This is a genomic window from Nocardiopsis sp. Huas11 (genome assembly GCF_003634495.1).
Classification (GTDB): Bacteria; Actinomycetota; Actinomycetes; order Streptosporangiales; family Streptosporangiaceae; genus Nocardiopsis.
On sequence record NZ_RBKY01000001.1, the window covers coordinates 6,911,568 to 6,930,994 of the forward strand.

The window sequence follows — 19,427 nt, forward strand, 5'->3', positions numbered from 1 at the left end:
GAGGACCCGCCGCGACGGATCTTCCGCTCTACGAAATCAACGGCCGACATGCGTGTAACGCCGACGAAACACGCAGCTCAGGGGCCGTTTTCTGGCTCTGCGGAAACCTACGTCCGACGAGGGATAGGATCTCGGAATTGCCGGAAAATGATCCCAGTCGGGGGCCTCATGCAGGATTCCATCGCACCCAACGAGTTCGATCTCAGTCTGATCAACGCCCTGCAGATCGCCCCGCGCGCCTCCTGGACCGATCTCTCGCCGATCCTGGAGGCCGATCCGACGACCTTGGCGCGACGATGGAAACGGCTCCAGGACGACGGCCTGGCACGGGTCACGGCCTTCCCCCGGCCCAGCGTGATGGCCCGCCTGAACATGGCCTACGTGGAACTGAGCTGCCGCAACGGCACCATCGAGCAGGTCGCCTCGGTGTTGGCGGAGCACCCGGACACCTTGAGCATCCAGTTCATCGCCGGCTCGCACCAGCTCCTGCTCACCGTGGTCCCCGGAGCGGGTCTGGCCGACTACCTGCTCAACTGGGTCGGCGGCTTCCCGGACGTGATCTCCTACCACGTGCACGTGGTGACGGGCATGCCCTACGAGGCACAGCACTGGCAGGTCGGCGCGCTCTCCCCCGGCCAGCGCCGCGAGCTGCGTGCGCTCGTGCCGCCGATCGAGTCACGGACCGACAGCGACCACATCACCGAACTGGACCAGCGCGTCATCGACCTGCTGTGCAACGACGGACGCGTGGGCTATCACGACATCGCCGAGCGCCTGGGGATCGCGCCCGCCACGGCCGCCCGGCGACTCAACCGCCTCCTGCGCGAGGGCATCCTCGGCCTGCGCTGTGACATCTCACGCGGTGCCATGGGATGGCCGGTGGCGGCCGTGCTGTGGGGCTCGGCGGGTGCCGACGCCCTCGACCGGGCCGGGGACCTGGGCGATCGCATCCCCGAGGTGCGGCTCTGCAGCACGCTGGCGGGGCCGGAGAACACCCACCTGGTGGTGTGGCTGCGCACGGCGGCCGACCTGGTCCGCGTGGAACGCCGTCTGCTGGACGAACTGCCGGGGCTGCGCATCGCCGACCGGCGCGTGGTCCTGCGGACCTTCAAGTTCATGGGCGGCATCGTGGACGCCGGGCAGCGCTTCACCCGGACCGTCCCCCTCCGTCCGCGCGCCATGCAGCGCGCCTGAGCCGGAATCCGGCGCGCACGGGAGGACAGAGGACCCCCGTGGGACGCGAGGGGTCGGCGGACGTCGCCGAGGCGGTGCGCGGCGGGCGGGCGTGGGAGGCGCGGCGGTGCGCGGCGGGCGGACGTGGGAGACGAGGCGGGGTGCGGCGGGCGTTCGCGTGCCGGGTCAGGCCGTGCCGGGCGGCAGGATGTCCAGCTCGGCCAGCAGATCGCGGGCCAGGGGCTCGCGCAGCTCGGCGTCGGCGTCCTCCTCGATGTCCACACGCAGCGCGAAGGTGTGCAGGTCGGAGCCGCTCTCCACCCAGCCCACCCACCATCCGGGCGCGGGGTCCACCTCGGCGCCCCAGCCGGACTTGGCGTAGAGGCGGTAGTCCTGCTCCTCCTCCACCAGGGCGATCTCGTGCACCGCCTCCTGGTGGGCGGTGTCCACCGGCAGCTCCTTGCGGGCCAGCAGGGCCAGGAACTCGGTCTGCTCCTGCGCCGAGATCGCCAGCGGGCCCTCCAGCCAGAACCGGTCGACCGCCTCGGGGTCGCCGATCTCGCGGTTGCCGTAGTCCAGGCGGTCGACCCACGCGGCCATCGGCTCGTGCCCGACCCGTCGGGCGAGCTCCTGGTAGACGGCGACGTTCGAGGCGGGGAAGGCCTCGCGCAGGCCCATGTCCTGTTCCCACTCCGCCACCGGCTGCGGCTCGCCCCCGTAGGGCAGCACCTCGTCCACGTCGGCCACGGCACCGGTCTGGAGACCGATCAGCGTGTTGGCGATCTTGAACGTGGACGCGGGCGGCACGCGCACCTCGGCCTGCTCGGGGTCGACGACGGTGGTCACCCGCGATCCCGCGTCGTAGAGCACGAAGGTGCCCTCCAGCCCCGCTTCGGCGAAGTGCGACTCCAGGTCGGAGCGCTCGACGGTGGTCACGTCGCCGCGACTCACGCTGCCCGAGACCTGCTGCGGCACCGGCCCCGCGGGGTGATCGGCGCCGCAGGCCGACACCGCACCCGCCACCAGCGCCAGAGCGCCGCAGACGGTCACCACCAGCCGACTCCGGGGACCCGCCGGTCGGCTCGAACGCTCGATGTCGCTACCCACTCCAGTCCCTCCGCGTCCTCGCGTGCGGCCCACCGGGGCCCTGTCCCGCCCCCACACGCTAGTCGTTCCGATCGCGCCGTGGGGCGGCCCTGGCGATCGTGTCGTCGCACACGCGTCGGGCAGCCTTGGGAGCCGACTGGGGCCGCTGCTAGGCTGAACGTGTTGCTGACCCCGTACGGGAGAGCGTCCGCGTAGCCAACGTGGGCCGCCGAAGGAGCAATCCCTCCCCACAGACAACCTCTCAGGCACACGGACCGTACGGGCGAGACCACTCTGGAAAGCAGGGACCGACGTCCCTCGCCGAAGGTGCAAGCCACGCCGGGCGCGCGGTGAAGCTCTCAGGCACAGATGACAGAGGGGGAGGATGGCAACGCCACGCACGTCACGACGCCCATCCTCTCGGGAGTGCCCATGTCAGAGCCCGCCTCAGTTCCGCGTGCCACCGCACTGCGCGAGATCCACGAGAAGGCCGGAGCCACCCTGGTCGACTTCGCCGGGTGGCTCATGCCGCTGCGCTACGGCAGCGAGACCGCCGAGCACAAGGCGGTCCGTGAGGCCGCCGGCCTCTTCGACCTCTCCCACATGGGCGAGATCCGCCTGAGCGGCCCCCAGGCCGCCGAGGCCCTCGATCACGCGCTGGTCGGCCACCTGTCCAAGGTCAAGGTCGGCCGGGCCCGCTACACCATGATCACCGACGCCGACGGCGGAGTCCTGGACGACCTCATCGTCTACCGGCTCGGCGAGCAGGAGTACCTGGTCGTCGCCAACGCCGCCAACGCGCCCGTCGTCTCCGCCGCGCTCGCCGAGCGGGCCGAGGGCTTCGACGTCCAGGTGAGCGACGAGTCCGCGGACTACGCGCTCATCGCGATCCAGGGCCCGCGCGCCGTCGACATCCTGGCGCCGCTGACCGACGCGAACCTGGACGACATCCGCTACTACGCCGGCTACGAGCACACCGTCGCCGGCCAGCCCGTCCTGCTGGCCCGCACCGGCTACACCGGCGAGGACGGCTTCGAGATCTTCGTCCGCCCCGCCGCCGAGGCCCCCCGGGTCTGGGAGGCGCTCATGGCGGCCGGCGCCGACCACGGGCTCGTGCCCGCCGGACTGTCGGCCCGCGACACCCTCCGCATGGAGGCCGGCATGCCGCTGTACGGCCAGGAGCTCACCGCCGAACTCACCCCCTTCGACGCCGGCCTGGGCCGCGTGGTGAAGTTCGACAAGGGCGGTGACTTCGTCGGCCGCGCCGCGCTGGAGGAGGCCTCGCGCACCGCGCGCGCACGGCGCCTCATCGGCCTGGTCGGCCGGGGCCGCCGCCCGCTGCGCAAGGGCCAGGAGGTCCAGCGCGACGGCGTCACCGTCGGCACCATCACCAGCGGCGCGCCCTCCCCGACTCTGGGCCGCCCCATCGCCATGGCCTACGTGGACGGCGACCTCGACACCTCGACCGGCGCGTTCACCGTGGACGTGCGCGGACGGGGCGAGGCCGTCGACGTGGTCGAGCTGCCGTTCTACCAGCGGCAGTCGTAGAACTGGGGCCTTCACACCCCGAAGGCCTGCCCGCCCCGCCCGGTGGGATCCCCGCACAGGGACCTGCACGGACGAGGCGGCACCAGGCGTAGGCCGGGCCGGGCCGCCCGAGGGCGCGCGGCAGGAAATGGAACACCTCCAAGGAGAGTTGAAGTGAGCGTTCCCACGGAGCTGGGTTACACCGCCAAACACGAGTGGGTCGTGGTGAAGGACGGGATCGCCACGGTCGGCATCACCGCGTTCGCCGCCGAGGCGCTGGGCGACATCGTCTTCGTCGAGCTGCCGGAGGCGGGCACCGAGGTGACCGCCGGCCAGACGTGCGGCGAGGTCGAGTCCACCAAGTCCGTCAGTGACGTCTACTCGCCGGTCTCCGGCGAGGTCGTCGAGGTCAACGGCGCGTTGGAGGACGCGCCCGAGACGATCAACACCGCCCCCTTCGAGGACGGGTGGCTCTTCCGGGCCCGGCTCTCCGAGGAGCCCACCGGACTGCTCTCCGCCGAGGAGTACACCAAGCTGACCGAAGGCGAGGAGTAGGCCGCGATGGCTACCGACAACACGCTCGACCAGACACTGAGCGAACTGGACCCCGAGGTGTCGGCGGCGGTGAACGCCGAACTGGCGCGCCAACGCGACACCCTGGAAATGATCGCCTCCGAGAACTTCGCCCCCCAGGCGGTCCTGGAGGCCCAGGGCACCGCCCTGACCAACAAGTACGCCGAGGGCTACCCCGGCCGCCGCTACTACGGCGGCTGCGAACACGTCGACGTCGTCGAACAGCTGGCGATCGACCGCGCCAAGGCACTCTTCGGCGCCGAGCACGCCAACGTCCAACCGCACTCGGGCGCCCAGGCCAACACCGCCGTGTACTTCGCGCTGCTCAAGCCCGGCGACACCATCCTGGGCCTGGACCTGGCCCACGGCGGGCACCTGACGCACGGCATGCGGATCAACTACTCCGGCAAGATCCTCAACGCCGTGGCCTACCACGTACGCGAGCAGGACGGCACCGTCGACTACGACGAGGTCGCGGCGCTGGCCAAGGAGCACCAGCCCAAGATGATCGTCGCGGGCTGGTCCGCCTACCCGCGCCGGCTCGACTTCGAGCGGTTCCGCCAGATCGCCGACGAGACCGGCGCCCTGCTCATGGTCGACATGGCCCACTTCGCGGGCCTGGTCGCGGCCGGACTGCACCCCAACCCGGTGCCGTTCGCCGACGTGGTCACCACGACCACGCACAAGACCCTGGGCGGCCCGCGCGGCGGCATGATCCTGTCCAAGGCAGCGCTGGGCAAGAAGATCAACTCCGCGGTCTTCCCGGGCATGCAGGGCGGCCCGCTGGAGCACGTCATCGCCGCCAAGGCCGTCTCGTTCAAGGTCGCCGCGAGCGAGGCCTTCGCCGAGCGCCAGCGCCGCACGGTGGCCGGGGCCAAGCTGCTCGCCGAGCGCCTGATGCGGCCCGACATGGGCGCGGCCGGCGTGAAGGTGCTCACGGGCGGCACCGACGTGCACCTGGTCCTGGTGGACCTGGTGCACTCGCCGCTCAACGGCCAGGAGGCCGAGGACCGCCTGCACTCGGTCGGGATCACGGTCAACCGCAACGCGGTGCCGGGCGACCCGCGCCCGCCGATGGTCACCTCGGGCCTGCGCATCGGCACCCCGGCCCTGGCCACACGCGGGTTCGGCGAGGAGGACTTCACCGAGGTCTCCGACGTCATCGCCCAGGCCCTCAAGCCGGAGTTCGACGCCCAGGCCCTGAGCGCGCGCGTTCGGGCCCTGGCCGCCAAACACCCGCTCTACCCCAACCTGTAGAGCCCTGCCGTGCGGGGCCCCGTGCCCCGCACGGCAGTTCTGTACCAGGGCCCTGTACTCAACGAGGAGGACGGCCATGGCCATCAGCGTCTTCGACCTGTTCAAGATCGGAATCGGCCCGTCGAGTTCGCACACGGTCGGCCCGATGAAGGCCGCGCGGACCTTCGCGGGGCGCCTGCGCGAGGACGGGCTCCTGGCCGCCACGGAACACGTGCGCGCGGAGCTGTACGGCTCGCTGGCCCTCACCGGCAAGGGGCACGGCAGTGACACCGCGGTCATCCTGGGACTGATGGGCCACCTGCCCGAGAGCGTCGACGTGGACGCGGTCCCCGACCTGGTCCGACGGGTGCGCGAGGAGCGGACCCTGGAGCTGGGCGGACCCGAGGGCCCGAAGGTGGCCTTCGACCCCGCCGTGGACGTGGACTTCCGCCGCAAGGAGAGCCTGCCCGACCACCCCAACGGCATGCGGTTCGTGGCGCTGGACGCCGCGGGCGTGGAGCTGGCGGCCAAGGTGTACTACTCCGTCGGCGGCGGGTTCGTCGTGGACGAGCGGGCCGCGGGCGCCGACCGGATCAAGGCCGACGACACCGAGGTCCCCCATCCGTTCTCCAGCGCCGAGGAGCTGCTGGAGATCTGCGCGGACACCGGCATGTCGATCAGCGCCGTCATGCTCGCCAACGAGCAGGCCTTCGGACGCACGCCCGCCGAGATCCGCGCCGAACTGCTCACGATCTGGGCGGCGATGCGCCAGTGCTTGCGCCGCGGGGTCATGACCGAGGGCAGCCTGCCCGGCGGGCTCAAGGTGCCGCGCCGCGCGCACCGGCTGTACCGCCAGCTGGGCGGGGTGTGCGACGAGTCAGGGCTGCTGGCCCCCACGACCGCCGACCCGGACCCGATGCGGGGCAGCGACTGGATCACCCTGTACGCGCTGGCGGTCAACGAGGAGAACGCCGCGGGCGGGCGCGTGGTGACCGCCCCGACCAACGGAGCGGCGGGGATCGTCCCGGCGGTGCTGCACTATTACGCGCACTTCAGCCCGGGGGCCGGTGACGACGGGGTCGTGCGGTTCATGCTGACCGCCGCCGCGATCGGCCTGCTGTTCAAGCAGAACGCGTCGATCTCGGGCGCGGAGGTCGGCTGCCAGGGCGAGGTGGGCTCGGCGTCCTCGATGGCCGCCGGCGGCCTGGCCGAGGTGCTGGGCGGCACTCCGGCCCAGGTGGAGAACGCGGCGGAGATCGCGATGGAGCACAACCTGGGGCTGACCTGCGACCCGATCGGCGGCCTGGTCCAGGTGCCGTGCATCGAGCGCAACGCGCTGGCCTCGGTCAAGGCCATCAGCGCCGCCCGCATCGCCCTGCGCGGCGACGGCAGCCACTTCGTGTCGCTGGACAAGGTCATCCGGACGATGCGCGACACCGGCCGCGACATGATGGACAAGTACAAGGAGACCTCGCGCGGCGGCCTCGCCGTCAACGTCATCGAGTGCTGACCGACGTCAGGGAACCGCGTGGAACGTCCGTAGCGCGTCGGCGATTTCGCCCACGTCGTCGAGTTTCCCGGTAGCGACGTCCAACACGAACTGTTCCGCCCGCTCCTCGTCCACCGGTGTGATCAGAGGTGCGCCGTTCAATTCCAGGAAGGTGGCGGTGCAGTTCCAGGCCGCGCGCTTGTTGCCGTCGACGAACACGTGGTTCCTGGCGAGAGACTGCATGAGCGCCGCGCCCTTGTCGAAGAGGCTCGGATAATGCTCCACTCCGAAGGATGAGGACCGTGGCCGATGGACCGCGCTCTCCAACAGCCCGTGGTCGCGTACGGCCGCGTCCTGCCGCCTCTGTGCCAGCGCCATCGACGTGATGTCGACCACCAGGTCCATGGTCAGGTAGATGACCGGTTTCGAGCCCATCTACTGGGCAAGTCGCTCGTTGAGACCGGCGGAGGCTCGGGTGACACGCGCGGCGATCGCCATGACCCGGCGCCGCTGGATGCTGGACAGCACACTTTCGTGCGCCAGCTTTTTGACGCTGGTCTCCTCAGCCGCCGCGGCCTGACGGATCTGCTCCATCTCCTCTTCCGTGAACTCGATGTTCAGTGCGGGCATGACCTCTCCCTCGTTGGTACCAAGTCTGGTACCAGAGTACCCGGAGGGCTCCGGGCCGCACCTGGATATCACCGGATTCACGTGGCGGGAGGGACTGACGAGTTCCGATAGTCGCGGCCGCGGTCGGGGTCCCGGGGGACGAGTGCGCTGAGGCGGTAGGCGGTGGGGCGGGTCCCGCGCCCGCACAGGACGTCGACCCGCAGGTCCTCGTCCGCGAAGCGGTCCAGGGCCCCGGCCGGGCGGGCGCGGAAGGCGCGCCACTCCGCCTCGTCGGTGGTCTCGAAGATGACCTTCCACCGGCCCTCGTTCTCCCGCTGTTCCCGAGCCGCGCGGCGGCGTGCCTCGCGTTCACGTCTGCGCCTCTGTCCTGGCATGCGGCCCATCGTAGAACGGCGCCCCGCTGTCGCGGGGTCAGTGCAACGATTCCCGTCCGGCCTCCCGAGGGCGCAGTCGCCGTTCGTCCACCACGACGTCCAGCAGGGCGAGTTCGACCACGTAGGCGACGTCCGCCTCCCGCAGCCCGAGGTCGTTATGCCCTCGCCACCGCTTGAGCAGCCCCTTGAACCAGGTCCCCTCGTGCCGCGCCGAGCCGCCGTGGTGCGTGGTCGACGGCGGGTTCGCGGTCCGTGCCCCGCTGCACTTCTTCCGTAAACCCAACACCGAGTTCGCCCTGCGGTTCACCGGTCCCACGGGGATGGACGCCCAACGCCTGTGGACGTTCTCCGTGTTCATCAGCGCGCTCGACGAGAGGGACGAGTACCGCACACGAACGCACGAGTTCGAGATCACCGAGGTCTCCGGCAACGCGGCCCGCGTCCCGGATTCCCTCCAAGAACACGGCGACTGGGTGGAACAGCTCTTCTACGGCCTGCGGGCCCTCACGGGGAACCACTACCACCTGCGCACCCTCGACAGCGAGATCGCCCGGGACGCCGAGCTGCTCCCGCGGCGGGCGGACGAGGACGAGGGCCCGTCCTGACAACCGGCCCTCAGGCGTTCGCGCCGCCCATGTCCATGTGCACGAACTCCCACAGGTGGTCGTCCGGGTCGGCCACCGTGCGCGAGTACATGCCGGACTCGTCCATGGTCGAGAGCGCCCGGCCTCCTGCCTCGGCCGCCGCGTCGGCCAGGGTGTCGGCCTCCTGCCTGCTGTCCACCGTCAGCGCCGTGATCAGCTCCGATCCGGCGGCGCCGGGCGGCGATCCCTCGGGGAGGAAGCTCCGGAAGTAGGAGTCCTCCAGCAGCATGACGAAGGCGGCGTCGCTCACGATCATGCACAGGGCCTTGTCGTCGGAGAACTCCGGGTTGAAGGAGAACCCCAGCGCGGTCCAGAACGCGTGGGTGGCGCCGATGTCGCGCACGGGCAGGTTCACGAAGGTCATTCTCGTCATGACGGCAACGTAACCCCGGATCAGGCCTGCGGCGGGTGCTCCCACACCGACTTTGCCAAGCCGGGCCGGTCCGCACCCGCCGGAACCGTCACACCTCGGTCGGCTCGGCGGCCTCGACCGGTGCGGGCGCCTTGGTCACCAGGCTGGCCACGACCAGGGCGACCAGCGCCGCGGGCAGGGCGACGATGACCCCGTTGAGGTCGCCCGGCGCCCCGGCCATCTGCCAGCCGATCGTGGTGGCGGCGCCGGCCACGAGGGCGGCGACCGCACCGGCGGTGGTGGCCCGCTTCCAGAACAGCACCGCGAACACCACCGGCGTGATGGCCGCGCCGTAGATCGTGTACGAGTACATCTGCAGTTCGAGGACGGTCGGGAAGAACAGCCCCAGACCGAACGCCACGACCGCGATGCCCAGGACCGACAGCCGCTGCACCACCAGGGCCCGCCGCTGGCCGACGTCGCCCGCCCAGCGGGCGTACAGGTCGTAGGCGATGTTGGAGGCGGCCGAGAGCATGAACGACGACCCCGTGGTGATGACGAAGGCGACCGCGCCCGCCAGGATGAGCCCGCCCAGGACGGCCGGCAGGTGGCCCTCGGAGGCCAGGCCGAGGATGGACATGTCCCCGTTGATGCCGGGCATGAGGATCGCGGCCGCCGAGGCCAGCAGGACGACGGGGACGAACACCAGGAAGCTGGTGAACAGCATTCCCAGGGTCGAGGAGCGGGCCTCGCGCTCGTTCTTGGCCGCGGTGAGGCGCTGGTAGATGTTCTGGTCGGCGAGCAGCAGCAGGAACAGCGGCAGGAAGTAGCCGAGCAGTTGCAGGGCGGTGAGCCCGCCGGTGAACGTCGTCGACTGCTCGGGCAGGCCCTTCCAGTACGCGGCCGGGCCTCCGATGGCGGCGAAGACCAGCGGCAGGGACACGAACAGGCCGAGCACGATGAGGATGGCCGAGAAGAAGTCGGTGTAGGCGACCGAGAACAGGCCGCCGGTCACGGTGAGGAGGGTGACCACGACCGCGACCAGGATGGTCCCCTGGGTCGCCGACAGCGGCGTGATCAGGCTGACGACGTAGCCGCCCCCGATGAACTGCGAGGCGACCAGGCCGACGTAGGCCAGCGCGGTCACTACGGCGGCCACGGTTCGCACCCCCGTGCCGAACCGCACCTCCAGCAGTTCGGGGATGGTGTGCCGGGAGGCCCTGCGGATGCGGCGGGCCGCCAGCAGCAGGACCAGGATTCCCAGCGGCGTGCCCAGGAAGAAGACCAGCCCGGCGATCGGGCCGTAGGTGTAGGCGAAGTTCGCGCCGCCGATGATGGTGCCCGAGCCGACCCAGGTGACCAGCATCGTGGCGACCATGACGGGCTTGGGCAGGCTGCGCCCGGCGAAGAGGAAGTCGTCCCCGCCGCGCAGGCGGCCGGAACGGGCGAAGTACAGCGCGATGCCGACCATGGCCAGGAGGTACACGGCGAGGATCGCGACATGGATCGTCTGCATGGGCCGCCTTCAGGGTGAGATGGGGGAAGTCCTGCCGAACACCGGCCGGACGAACTCCGACCGGCTCATGTAAACAGCCCATCCGTGAATCATGCAACACTTATTGCACTCAGTGTGGCTCAGATCACTCATCTCGTGTGCGGGCTCCGTTTCCCCAGGCCACCGCCCCGGACACCGCTCAGAAGAGCTCCGCCCGCTCCCACAGCCGCTCGGCGTCGCGCACCGCCCGCAGCACCGACTCCCCGCCCACGCGGGCGAGTTCGGACAGGATCGCGTGCACCACCGCCATCGACGGCGTGAGGGAGGGGAACATGGTCACGCTCTCGCTGGGCACTACCACCACGTGCGCCGCGCCCGCGACCAGCGGGGAGTCCCGGCGGTCGGTGATCACCGCGACCGGCACCGACCGCTCCCGCGCGATGAGCGCCGCCGAGCGCAGCGCCGTGGGCAGCCGCCACAGGTCACAGGCCACCAGCAGGTCGCCCTCGCCCATCTTGGACAACACGTTGACCAGCGATGTTCCGCCGAGATCGCGCATCTGGACGTCGTAGCCCATCGTCGAGGCCGCGTGCGCGAGCTGCAGTCCCGGCGCCGCGAAGGTGCCCGAACCCAGCACGAGCGTGCGCCGGGCGCCGTGGACCGCCGCCGCGAGCGCCCGCACCGTCTCGACGTCGATGGTGCTCTCCAGCAGGCGGAGTCCCTCCACGTCGGCGCGCACGGCCGCCCGGACCGGGTCGGCGTCGGCGCCGGCGTGCTCGGCCAGGACCTCGCCGGCGCTGAGCGAGGCCAGGTAGCGCGACCGCAGCTCCAGGCGCAGCGCCGGCCAGCCGGCGAAGCCCAGCGCCTGGGCGGCGCGCACTACCGTGGCGACGTTGACCTGCGCGCGTTCGGCCAGCTCGGCCGTGCTCGCGTACGAGGCGAACCTCGGCTCGTCGCGCAGCACGCGGACCACCCGCTCGGCGGCGCGCCCGAGCCGCCCACCCGCCAGCGCCGCCTCGATCCAGTCCGACATCGCCCCTCCGTCTCCGGTGCGGCACCGCCGGACTCCCCGGTACGCACCGCCCCTCAAGCGATACCACCACCCGCCCGCGCACCCGCTCAGTGATGCAACATATATTGCAGGAAGGTGTCCAACCGCTCCACCGGAGGTGTCCATGACCCCATCCACCCGCCCCGCCGTCCTCTTCACCGGCGCAGGCCTGCTCGACCCCGAGGACGGCACCCGGACGCCGGACTCCTGGCTCCTGGTGACGGAGGGCCGTATCACCGGGAGCGGCCGGGGACCCGCGCCGGAGACCGCGCCCGGCACCGAGGTCGTCGACCTCGCGGGCGCCACCCTGATGCCCGGCCTCATCGACGCCCACGTGCACCCCACCGCGTTCAGCGCCGACCTCGGCGCCGCGATGGACCACGCCCCCTCCTACGTCGCCTCCTACGCGGGCCGCGCCCTGGAGGCCATGCTCCGCCGCGGCTTCACCACGGTCCGCGACGTCGCCGGCGGCGACTGGGGCCTGTCCCAGGCGGTCGACGAAGGGCTCGTCAACGGGCCGCGGCTCATGTTCGGCGGCAAGGCGCTGTCCCAGACGGGCGGCCACGGGGACTTCCGCGGACCCGGCCGCCAGGGCAACGACACCCATGCCTGCTGCCCCGGGGCCGGACTCGTGTGCGACGGACCCGTCGAGTTCCGCCGCGCCGCCCGCGAACAGCTGCGCACCGGCGCCCACCACCTCAAGATCATGCTCTCCGGCGGGGTCGCCTCCCCCACCGACCGCATCGACTCCACCCAGTCGTCCGAGGACGAGATCCGCGCCGTCGTGGAGGAGGCCGAGGCCGCCAACCGCTACGTCACCGGGCACGCCTACACCGCGCGCGCCGTCAACCGCGGCCTGCGCCTGGGCGTGCGCTGCATCGAGCACGGCAACCTCATCGACGAGAGCAGCCTCGAACTGTTCCTGGAGCACGACGCCTACCTGGTGCCCACCCTGGTCACCTACCAGGAGCTGTCCCGCCAGGGCGCGGCCAACGGCCTGCCGCCGGCCGGTCAGGACAAGGTCGACACCGTGCTCACCAAGGGCCTGGAGGCGCTGCGCATGGCGCACGAGGCAGGGGTGAACCTCGTCTACGGCTCCGACCTGCTCGGCGGGATGCAGAACCACCAGAACGAGGAGTTCGCCATCCGCGGCCGGGTGCAGCCCGCCGCCGACGTCGTGCGCGCGGCCACCGTCAACGCCGCCCGGCTGCTCGGCCTGGAGGGCGAGATCGGCACCCTCCGCGACGGCGCCCGCGCCGACCTCGTCGTCGTGGACGGCGACCCGCTCGCCGACATCGGCGTGCTCGCCGACCCCGACAACGTCCGCGCCGTGCTGCGCGACGGCCGCGTCCGCCACGAGCACACCGCGGACTGACCACCGCCGCCCGCTCGATCCGACGGCGCCGGCCGGCCCGTCCCGGCCTCGTCCGCCCCGCCCCGGTCCGCGCTCTCGTGTCCACACGCGCCACAGGGCCGACCGCCGCGACACGCGCGGCGGCCGGCCCCCGCTCGCCCGGTCAGGCCAGGCTGCGGCGCGGGTTCTTGGCGGGGGCGGTCATCGACATCCGCACCACCGCCGGGACCCGCTCCTGCTCCAGTGCGCGGCGCAGGTCGGCCAGGGCCTCGGACCGCACCCGCCGCCACACCCCCGCCACGTCCGCGTCGTCCTCCAGCGTCAGCGCCAGGCGCAGGTGCGGCTCGTCGCTGGACTCGGTCAGCCGTGCCCGGGCCCGGCGCACGCCCGGATACTCGGCGACCTCCTGCTCCAGGGCGCCGCGCGCCACGCTCTCGCTGATCTCCACCCGCCCCTCGGGGGCCTGTTCCAGGACCAGGCGGCCCAGCGTGTCGTTCATGCCCTGCACGAGCAGCCAGCGCAGAGCGAGGAAGGCCGCGACGAAGGCCAGCGCCACCGCGACGTAGGGCGCCCACCGGCTCCCGAGCACCTCCTGGGCGGCGGGCCCCAGGAGGGCCTGCCCGGCCAGGTCCGCGCCGAACAGCCCCTGTCCCAGCGCCAGCGCGCCCAGACCGCCCGCCAGGAGCACTCCGCCCACCAGCGTCAGGCCGAGCCGGTTGCCCCGCGCCGACCTGCGATTCCTGTCCCGCGCCATCGTCAACCCTCCGCGTGCCGCACGTGCGTGACGATCCGCATGCTGCGCAGCGGCGCCAACTCCTCCAGCCGCCGCTCCACCGCCGCGGTCACCCCCTCGGCCAGCCCCTCCGACGTGCGCATGCCGGTCCGCACGTGCACCCGCAGCCGGTGGCCCCGGACCACCACGTGCGCACTCTCCACACCGCCGACCTCCTGCGCGGCCGCGCTCACCGCCCGGCGCAGCGCCGGCCGCGTCAGGCCGACCACCAGCGCCGGGTCCCCCGTGCGCAGCGCCGTCCAGCGGCTCCGGCCCGGCGCGAGCGCCAGCACGATCAGCGCCAGCCCGATCAGCGCCAGGACCGCGGAGGCGATCTGCACCGAGGGCTGCGACCAGGTCGTGGTGGCCGCGAACTCCCCGGCCCGCCCGACCGGGATCAGCCCCAGCGGACTGCCGGCCAGGGCGGAGATGACCTCGGCCGCCGCCACCACGGCCACCAACAGAATCGCCAGCCCCGTGATCACCGCGGGCCACGACCGGCGGGGGCGGAACGTGTGGACCGCCACCCGTGTCGCCTTCCGCTCCACGCCCTGGTCCGGGCGGCCGAGCACCTCTTCGACGGTGGTCATGTCAGCGCACCAACTCCGCGATCTCGATGTCGATGTGGTGGACGGTCCTGCCGGTCGTCCACTCGACCCGGTCCTTGACGTGTTCGCGCACCCGGCCCGCGACCTCGCGCACGGCCAACGGGTAGCGCACGGCGATCCGCAGCCGCAGCAGGACGACGTCACCGCTCGTCCGGGCGCGGGCGGGACGCGCGCGGATCGCGCGCGCCCCGTCCACTTCGCTCACTGCGCGGGCCGCCGCCTTCTCGATGACGCCCGAGGCGATCTCCGTGCGGCCGCCGGGGTCACGGGCGGGTCCGCCTTCGCGGAGCCGTCCCGTCCTCCCCCGCGGCTCGGTGTCCACTCGCTGGCGGGGTACCGCGTCGGTTCGTGTTCCGGCCACGTCGCCCCTCAGGCCGATCGCCGCGTGAACATCTCGGCCAGGTCGATCTCGCCCTCCATCGCCCGGCCGGCGACGAAGCCGACCAGCCCGAGGACCAGGACCAGCGCGAAGGCCGTGAAACCGCCGAACGCGCCGGCCAGACCCAGTACTGTCCCGTAGGACAACCCAACGATCGGCCACATGGCTTCCCCCTCTTGTCCAGCTGTGTCCAGCACCCTGTCACCTCAACCACTCGCGCGGCTGCCCCCGCCGAGTCCCGCGACCACGTCCTCGACGTAGACGTGGACGGCCCGGCCGGCCGCCATCGGTGCCAGGACGGCCCGGATCTCAGCCGTGATGTCCTGGATCGGGCGGCCGTACCGGACCACCACGCCGACCTCGACATGGTCGTCGCGGACCGCGACTCCGCGCACCCGTCCGCCCGGCACGGGTGTCTGGAGGGTTCCGAACCCTCCTGCCGACAGCTCTACGACGTCCGGGCGGTCCGCGACGGCCTCCGCCAGCACGCGGGCCACCTCACCCGGGTCACGGGCGTCGGCCGCCACTACCGGACCCGTGACTCGGAGGCCGCGTCCTCGTCACCCTGGTCGTCGTCGGGCAGGTGGATGTCGCCCACCTTGATGTTGATCTCCGTGACCTCCAGGCCGGTCATGCGCTCGACGGCCGAGGTGACGTTGCGGCGCACCGCCGCGGCCATGTCCTGGATGGCGGTGCCGTACTCGACGACGACGTCGATGTCGACGGCCGCCTGGCGCTCACCGACCTCGACCGCCACCCCGCGCGCGACCGACGAGTCGCCCCCGGTCATGGCCTCCCTGACGGCACCGACCGCGCGGGCCGCTCCGCCGCCCATGGCGTGCACACCGCCGATCTCCCGTGCCGCCATTCCGGCGATCTTGGCCACGACGGCGTCGGCGATCTGGGTCCGGCCCGACCCGTCGTGCGACGTGCTCTGCCCGCTCCTGGCCGTGCGTGCTTCCGGCACTGCGGCCTCGGTCCTCGTATCCGACACTGGTTCCCCTTCCGCGGTGGTGGGACGGCTCTGCTGCGACGGTGTCAGCGGTTGAAGGTGTCCTTGATCCGCTTGGTCGCCGACTCGGCCGCCTCGGCGGCCTTGCCCTTGAACTCCTGGGCCTTCTCCTTGGCCTTGTCCGCGGTGTCCTTGGCCTGGCCCTTGGCCTGGTCGGTCTTGCCCTCGGCCTCCGTGCCCCTGTCCCCGGTGGCCTTGCCGAACGCTTCCTTGCCCTTGCCGACCGCGTCGTCGAAGTGCTTGCCCATGAGTGCCCCCTGCCGGGTCACACGACCCGGAAATAGCTGACCGAAACCCGTCCGACGGTGTACTCCAGGCCGTCGCACGAGTATGGAACCATTCACACCATATACACACCGTGAGCCACAGACAAGATACTCTGAGCGATAATTCGCAGGTCACGAGGGTCATGTCAAGACCATGTGTGCCCCAATTCCCGACCGGAAACCCACCCGGCCCCAGAAACACCGAAGGGGCGCCCGAAGGCGCCCCCCATGTGTCCGAAAAAAGTTTCCGACGGCCGTCCCCTGGCGGGTCAGCCGAAGATGACGGTCTTCTCGCCGTTCATCAGCACACGGCGCTGCGCGTGCCAGTTCACCGCGCGCGCCAACGCCACCGACTCCAGGTCGCGGCCGATCGCCGTCAGCCGCTCCGGGCTGTCGGTGTGGGCCACCCGGGAGACCTCCTGCTCGATGATCGGTCCCTCGTCGAGGTCGGCGGTGACGTAGTGGGCGGTCGCGCCGATGAGCTTGACGCCGCGCGCGTGGGCCTGGTGGTAGGGGCGCGCGCCCTTGAAGCTCGGCAGGAACGAATGGTGGATGTTGATGATCCGGCCGGACATCTTGGTGCACAGCTGCTCCGAGAGCACCTGCATGTACCGGGCCAGGACGATGAGGTCCACGTCGTAGGAGCCGACCAGCTCCAGCAGCCGCGCCTCCTGCTCCGGCTTGGACTGGGCGTTGACCGGCAGGTGGTGGAAGTCCACCCCGTAGGAGTCGGCCAGGAACCCCAGGTCGGGGTGGTTGGAGACCACGGCCGCGATGTCGACGTCGAGCAGGCCGCTGCGCTGGCGGTAGAGCAGGTCGTTGAGGCAGTGCCCGAACTTGGACACCATCACGATCATGCGGGGGCGCACGTCGGTCGCCTGCAGGCTCCACTCCACGACCGGGTCGCCGGCCCCCTCGCCGAAGTCCCCGGCCAGGGCGGCGAACGCGCCGCGCAGGGTGTCCTCGCCCACCACGCCGTGCTCGCCGCGCTCGGCGAGGAACTGCATGCGCAGGAAGAACCGACCGGTGTAGTGGTCGCCGTACTGCTGACTCTCGGTGATGTTGCAACCGTGGTCGGACAGCAGGTTGGCCACCGCCGCGACGATGCCCCGGCTGTCGGGGCACGAAAGGGTCAGGATGTACTCGCGCTCACTCATGGATCGGTTCCACTCCCGGGATCGGACCGGCTGATCAGCCGTGACCTCCCAGAGTAGCGAGCCCGCGCAAACCGCGGGTCCCGATCCCCCGGCTCCGTGCCCCTCCCCGCGGAGCCCACCGCGACGAGATCATGCGCCCCGGGCAATATGAAAGACATTCATGTTCTGGCATCCTCATGGCATGACACGTCTGCGCGAGACCTACGACACCGCCACACGCGACCTGGAACCCCCCTTCGCCATGGTCGACCTGGCGGCGCTGCGCGCCAACGCCGCCGAGCTCACCCGGCGCGCGCACGGCCGCCCCGTGCGCGTCGCCAGCAAGTCCGTGCGCAGCCGCGACCTGCTCCGGACCGTCCTGGAGCTGCCCGGCTACGCCGGCGTCATGGCCTTCACCCTCCCCGAAGCCCTCTGGCTCGCCTCCGGCGGCCCGGACGACCCCCTGGCGCGCGACATCCTCGTCGCCTACCCCACCGCCGACCGCGGTGCCCTGGTCCGGCTCGCCCGCGACCCCGAGGCCGCCCGCGTCATCACCGTGATGGTGGACGACACCGCCCACCTGGACCTGATCGCCTCCGCCGTCGCCGAGGCCGGCGCCGACGGCTCGGAGTCCTCCCCTGTCCGGGTGTGCCTGGACATCGACACCAGCTGGCAGCCGCTCGGCTCCGGCCTGCGCATCGGCAGCTACCGCTCCCCCGTGCGCACACCCGAGCAGGCGGCCGCGCTCGCCCGCGCCGTCGTGCGCCGCCCGGAGCTGGTCCTGGACGGCATCATGGCCTACGAGGGCCAGATCGCCGGAGTCGGCGACGCCCCGCCCGGACGCCCCCTCTACGGCCGCCTGCTGCGCGCCGTCCAGCGCCGCTCGGCGATCGAGCTGGCGCGGCGCCGGGCCGCGATCGTCCGGGCCGTACGCGCCGTCACCGACCTGCGCTTCGTCAACGGCGGCGGTACCGGCAGCCTGCACACCACCGGACGGGAACGCGCCGTCACCGAAGTCGCCGCCGGATCCGGGCTCTTCCACCCGCACCTGTTCGACCACTACCGGTCCTTCGACGGGCGCCCCGCCGCGCTCTTCGCGCTCCCCGTGGTGCGCCGCCCCGCCCCCGGCGTGGCCACCGTGCTCGGCGGCGGCTACCCCGCCTCCGGCCCCGCCGACCGGTTCCGGGCACCGCTGCCGCACCTGCCCGCGGGGCTCTCCTTCACCGCCAACGAGGGGGCCGGCGAGGTCCAGACGCCCCTGGTGGGCGCCGCCGCCGACCGCCTCGACATCGGCGACCGGGTGTGGATGCGCCACGCCAAGGCCGGGGAGCTGTGCGAGCGCTTCGACACGCTGCACCTGGTCGACTCCGACACCGGCGCCCACGTGGGCACCGCCCCCACCTACCGCGGGGAGGGCCGCACGTTCCTCTGACGCGCGCGCAGCGAGTACATCAGCGGGATCGGCGGACGCTCCGGCGGGAACCGGTACATCCCGTCGTCCCCGCGCCGTAGATCGGGGAAGCGCTGGAACAGGGTGGCGGTGTGCTCGTGCAGGAACTCGATCCGCAACCCGGCCGTCGCCAGGGCGGTCACCACCTCCCCGAGCGAGTGGCGCCACTGCACCGACACGGCCTTCTCCAGCGGGGCGCCGTCGGTGTAGCTGTTGGGGTCCTCGCAGACCTCGCCCCCGGCGTTGAAGTAGCCCTCCTCCACACTCCGGCCGTCCGCCCCCAGAACGTCGGTCAGCGGGTGGAACTCCGCGAGGTAGAGGAAGCCGCCGTCGTCGAGCGCGTCCGCCACCACGTCCGCCCAGCGGGTCAGGTCCGGCAGCCAGACCAGGGAGCCGATGCCGGTGTAGACGATGTCGAAGCGCTCCCCACCCAGGGACTCGCGCGCCTCGTGGACGTCGGAGACGACGAACCGGGCGGGCGTCCCGATGTCCCGCGCCAGCCCCCGCGCCGTACGGATCGCGGCCTCGGTGAAGTCCAGTCCGGTGACCGCCGCCCCGCGGCGCGCCCAGGACAGCGTGTCCTGCCCCATGTGGCACTGCAGGTGCAGCAGGCTGCGGCCGGACACGTCGCCGACCTCGGCGAGCTCGAAGTCGCGCAGCGTGCAGGCGCCCTCCCGGAACCGGGGCAGGTCGTAGTAGTCGCTGTCGGCGTGCACACGGGTCCGGTCGTCCCAGTTCTCCCGGTTGGCGCTGAGCCAGTCCTCGGTCATGGCCGCGACGCTATCGAGGCGAGCGCGCGCCCCACAACGGGATTTCGACG

Annotated in this window: 24 protein-coding genes and 1 riboswitch; of the genes, 8 read left to right on the top strand and 16 right to left on the bottom strand. The window is 71.9% G+C overall.

What is annotated here, in order from left to right; all coding sequences use genetic code 11:
* Positions 1-168: 168 nt before the first annotated feature.
* Positions 169-1,194 (top strand): Lrp/AsnC family transcriptional regulator, encoded by a 1,026-nt coding sequence (locus DFP74_RS30865; RefSeq protein WP_121187236.1) that lies wholly within the window; start codon positions 169-171, stop codon positions 1,192-1,194.
* Positions 1,195-1,359: 165 nt separating this feature from the next.
* Here DFP74_RS30865 and blaOXA read toward each other — a convergent pair whose 3' ends face one another.
* Entirely contained in the window at positions 1,360-2,223 is an 864-nt protein-coding gene (gene blaOXA, locus DFP74_RS30870) for a class D beta-lactamase (RefSeq protein WP_121188630.1), read from the bottom strand.
* A gap of 223 nt (positions 2,224-2,446) precedes the next feature.
* A riboswitch (glycine riboswitch) is annotated at positions 2,447-2,547 on the top strand.
* Positions 2,548-2,691: 144 nt separating this feature from the next.
* Between blaOXA and gcvT the strand changes: the two genes are divergently transcribed.
* The 4 genes from gcvT (at position 2,692) to DFP74_RS30890 (ending at position 7,105) form a co-directional block, all read left to right on the top strand.
* Positions 2,692-3,807 (top strand): glycine cleavage system aminomethyltransferase GcvT, encoded by a 1,116-nt coding sequence (gcvT, locus tag DFP74_RS30875; protein WP_121187238.1) that lies wholly within the window; start codon positions 2,692-2,694, stop codon positions 3,805-3,807.
* Positions 3,808-3,960: 153 nt separating this feature from the next.
* Positions 3,961-4,341, top strand: coding sequence for a glycine cleavage system protein GcvH (gene gcvH / locus DFP74_RS30880; RefSeq protein WP_121187240.1), 381 nt, complete (start codon positions 3,961-3,963; stop codon positions 4,339-4,341).
* Positions 4,342-4,347: 6 nt separating this feature from the next.
* The gene (gene glyA / locus DFP74_RS30885; protein ID WP_121187242.1) at positions 4,348-5,616 is read left to right on the top strand and encodes a serine hydroxymethyltransferase; all 1,269 of its coding nucleotides are present in this window, start codon (positions 4,348-4,350) and stop codon (positions 5,614-5,616) included.
* A gap of 76 nt (positions 5,617-5,692) precedes the next feature.
* Positions 5,693-7,105, top strand: a complete 1,413-nt coding sequence (locus tag DFP74_RS30890; RefSeq protein WP_121187243.1) for an L-serine ammonia-lyase — start codon at positions 5,693-5,695, stop codon at positions 7,103-7,105.
* Between the two features lie 6 nt (positions 7,106-7,111).
* On the opposite strand, the gene DFP74_RS30895 is transcribed toward DFP74_RS30890, so the two are convergent.
* The 3 genes from DFP74_RS30895 to DFP74_RS30905 form a co-directional block, all read right to left on the bottom strand.
* The gene (locus DFP74_RS30895; RefSeq protein WP_121187245.1) at positions 7,112-7,519 is read right to left on the bottom strand and encodes a type II toxin-antitoxin system death-on-curing family toxin; all 408 of its coding nucleotides are present in this window, start codon (positions 7,517-7,519) and stop codon (positions 7,112-7,114) included.
* A complete protein-coding gene (locus DFP74_RS30900) occupies positions 7,520-7,714 on the bottom strand; it encodes a hypothetical protein (RefSeq protein ID WP_121187247.1) in 195 nt (64 codons plus the stop codon). It abuts the gene before it with no gap.
* A 77-nt stretch (positions 7,715-7,791) separates the two neighbouring features.
* A complete protein-coding gene (locus DFP74_RS30905) occupies positions 7,792-8,088 on the bottom strand; it encodes a hypothetical protein (RefSeq protein WP_121187249.1) in 297 nt (98 codons plus the stop codon).
* Between the two features lie 173 nt (positions 8,089-8,261).
* Here DFP74_RS30905 and DFP74_RS30910 point away from each other — a divergent pair, with 173 nt between their 5' ends.
* A complete protein-coding gene (locus DFP74_RS30910) occupies positions 8,262-8,693 on the top strand; it encodes a hypothetical protein (RefSeq protein WP_147453938.1) in 432 nt (143 codons plus the stop codon).
* A gap of 10 nt (positions 8,694-8,703) precedes the next feature.
* On the opposite strand, the gene DFP74_RS30915 is transcribed toward DFP74_RS30910, so the two are convergent.
* From DFP74_RS30915 to DFP74_RS30925, 3 genes are all read right to left on the bottom strand, one after another.
* Positions 8,704-9,105 carry a VOC family protein gene (locus DFP74_RS30915; RefSeq protein ID WP_233571243.1) on the bottom strand — a complete coding sequence of 134 codons (402 nt, stop codon included), beginning with the start codon at positions 9,103-9,105 and terminating at the stop codon, positions 8,704-8,706.
* A gap of 88 nt (positions 9,106-9,193) precedes the next feature.
* Positions 9,194-10,600 carry a sodium:solute symporter gene (locus DFP74_RS30920; RefSeq protein ID WP_121187253.1) on the bottom strand — a complete coding sequence of 469 codons (1,407 nt, stop codon included), beginning with the start codon at positions 10,598-10,600 and terminating at the stop codon, positions 9,194-9,196.
* 178 nt (positions 10,601-10,778) lie between these two features.
* Positions 10,779-11,612: a MurR/RpiR family transcriptional regulator gene (locus DFP74_RS30925; protein ID WP_121187255.1), complete on the bottom strand. Its 834-nt coding sequence runs from the start codon at positions 11,610-11,612 to the stop codon at positions 10,779-10,781.
* 142 nt (positions 11,613-11,754) lie between these two features.
* Between DFP74_RS30925 and DFP74_RS30930 the strand changes: the two genes are divergently transcribed.
* Positions 11,755-13,005, top strand: a complete 1,251-nt coding sequence (locus tag DFP74_RS30930) for an amidohydrolase family protein (RefSeq protein WP_121187258.1) — start codon at positions 11,755-11,757, stop codon at positions 13,003-13,005.
* 142 nt (positions 13,006-13,147) lie between these two features.
* On the opposite strand, the gene DFP74_RS30935 is transcribed toward DFP74_RS30930, so the two are convergent.
* From DFP74_RS30935 to purU, 8 genes are all read right to left on the bottom strand, one after another.
* A complete protein-coding gene (locus DFP74_RS30935) occupies positions 13,148-13,738 on the bottom strand; it encodes an alkaline shock response membrane anchor protein AmaP (RefSeq protein ID WP_121187260.1) in 591 nt (196 codons plus the stop codon).
* A gap of 2 nt (positions 13,739-13,740) precedes the next feature.
* A complete protein-coding gene (locus DFP74_RS30940) occupies positions 13,741-14,346 on the bottom strand; it encodes a DUF6286 domain-containing protein (protein ID WP_121187262.1) in 606 nt (201 codons plus the stop codon).
* Position 14,347: 1 nt separating this feature from the next.
* Positions 14,348-14,725 (bottom strand): Asp23/Gls24 family envelope stress response protein, encoded by a 378-nt coding sequence (locus DFP74_RS30945; RefSeq protein WP_121187265.1) that lies wholly within the window; start codon positions 14,723-14,725, stop codon positions 14,348-14,350.
* Between the two features lie 8 nt (positions 14,726-14,733).
* On the bottom strand, positions 14,734-14,907 hold the full coding sequence (locus DFP74_RS34100) for a hypothetical protein (protein ID WP_179822257.1): 174 nt from the start codon (positions 14,905-14,907) through the stop codon (positions 14,734-14,736).
* A gap of 42 nt (positions 14,908-14,949) precedes the next feature.
* Entirely contained in the window at positions 14,950-15,270 is a 321-nt protein-coding gene (locus DFP74_RS30950; RefSeq protein WP_121187267.1) for a hypothetical protein, read from the bottom strand.
* Positions 15,270-15,737 carry an Asp23/Gls24 family envelope stress response protein gene (locus DFP74_RS30955; protein WP_121187270.1) on the bottom strand — a complete coding sequence of 156 codons (468 nt, stop codon included), beginning with the start codon at positions 15,735-15,737 and terminating at the stop codon, positions 15,270-15,272. The genes DFP74_RS30950 and DFP74_RS30955 overlap by 1 nt, the downstream gene beginning before the upstream one ends.
* A 44-nt stretch (positions 15,738-15,781) precedes the next feature.
* Complete coding sequence (locus DFP74_RS30960) at positions 15,782-16,003, bottom strand: CsbD family protein (RefSeq protein WP_121187272.1); 222 nt, start codon at positions 16,001-16,003, stop codon at positions 15,782-15,784.
* A 287-nt stretch (positions 16,004-16,290) separates the two neighbouring features.
* Positions 16,291-17,178, bottom strand: coding sequence for a formyltetrahydrofolate deformylase (gene purU, locus DFP74_RS30965; RefSeq protein WP_121187275.1), 888 nt, complete (start codon positions 17,176-17,178; stop codon positions 16,291-16,293).
* Positions 17,179-17,359: 181 nt separating this feature from the next.
* On the opposite strand from purU, the gene DFP74_RS30970 reads away from it, so the two are divergent.
* Positions 17,360-18,589, top strand: a complete 1,230-nt coding sequence (locus tag DFP74_RS30970; protein WP_121187277.1) for an alanine racemase — start codon at positions 17,360-17,362, stop codon at positions 18,587-18,589.
* Here the strand turns inward: DFP74_RS30970 and DFP74_RS30975 are convergent.
* Entirely contained in the window at positions 18,559-19,377 is an 819-nt protein-coding gene (locus DFP74_RS30975; protein ID WP_121187279.1) for a bifunctional 2-polyprenyl-6-hydroxyphenol methylase/3-demethylubiquinol 3-O-methyltransferase UbiG, read from the bottom strand. The two genes, DFP74_RS30970 and DFP74_RS30975, sit on opposite strands and share 31 nt — an antisense overlap.
* Between the last annotated feature and the right edge of the window lie 50 nt (positions 19,378-19,427).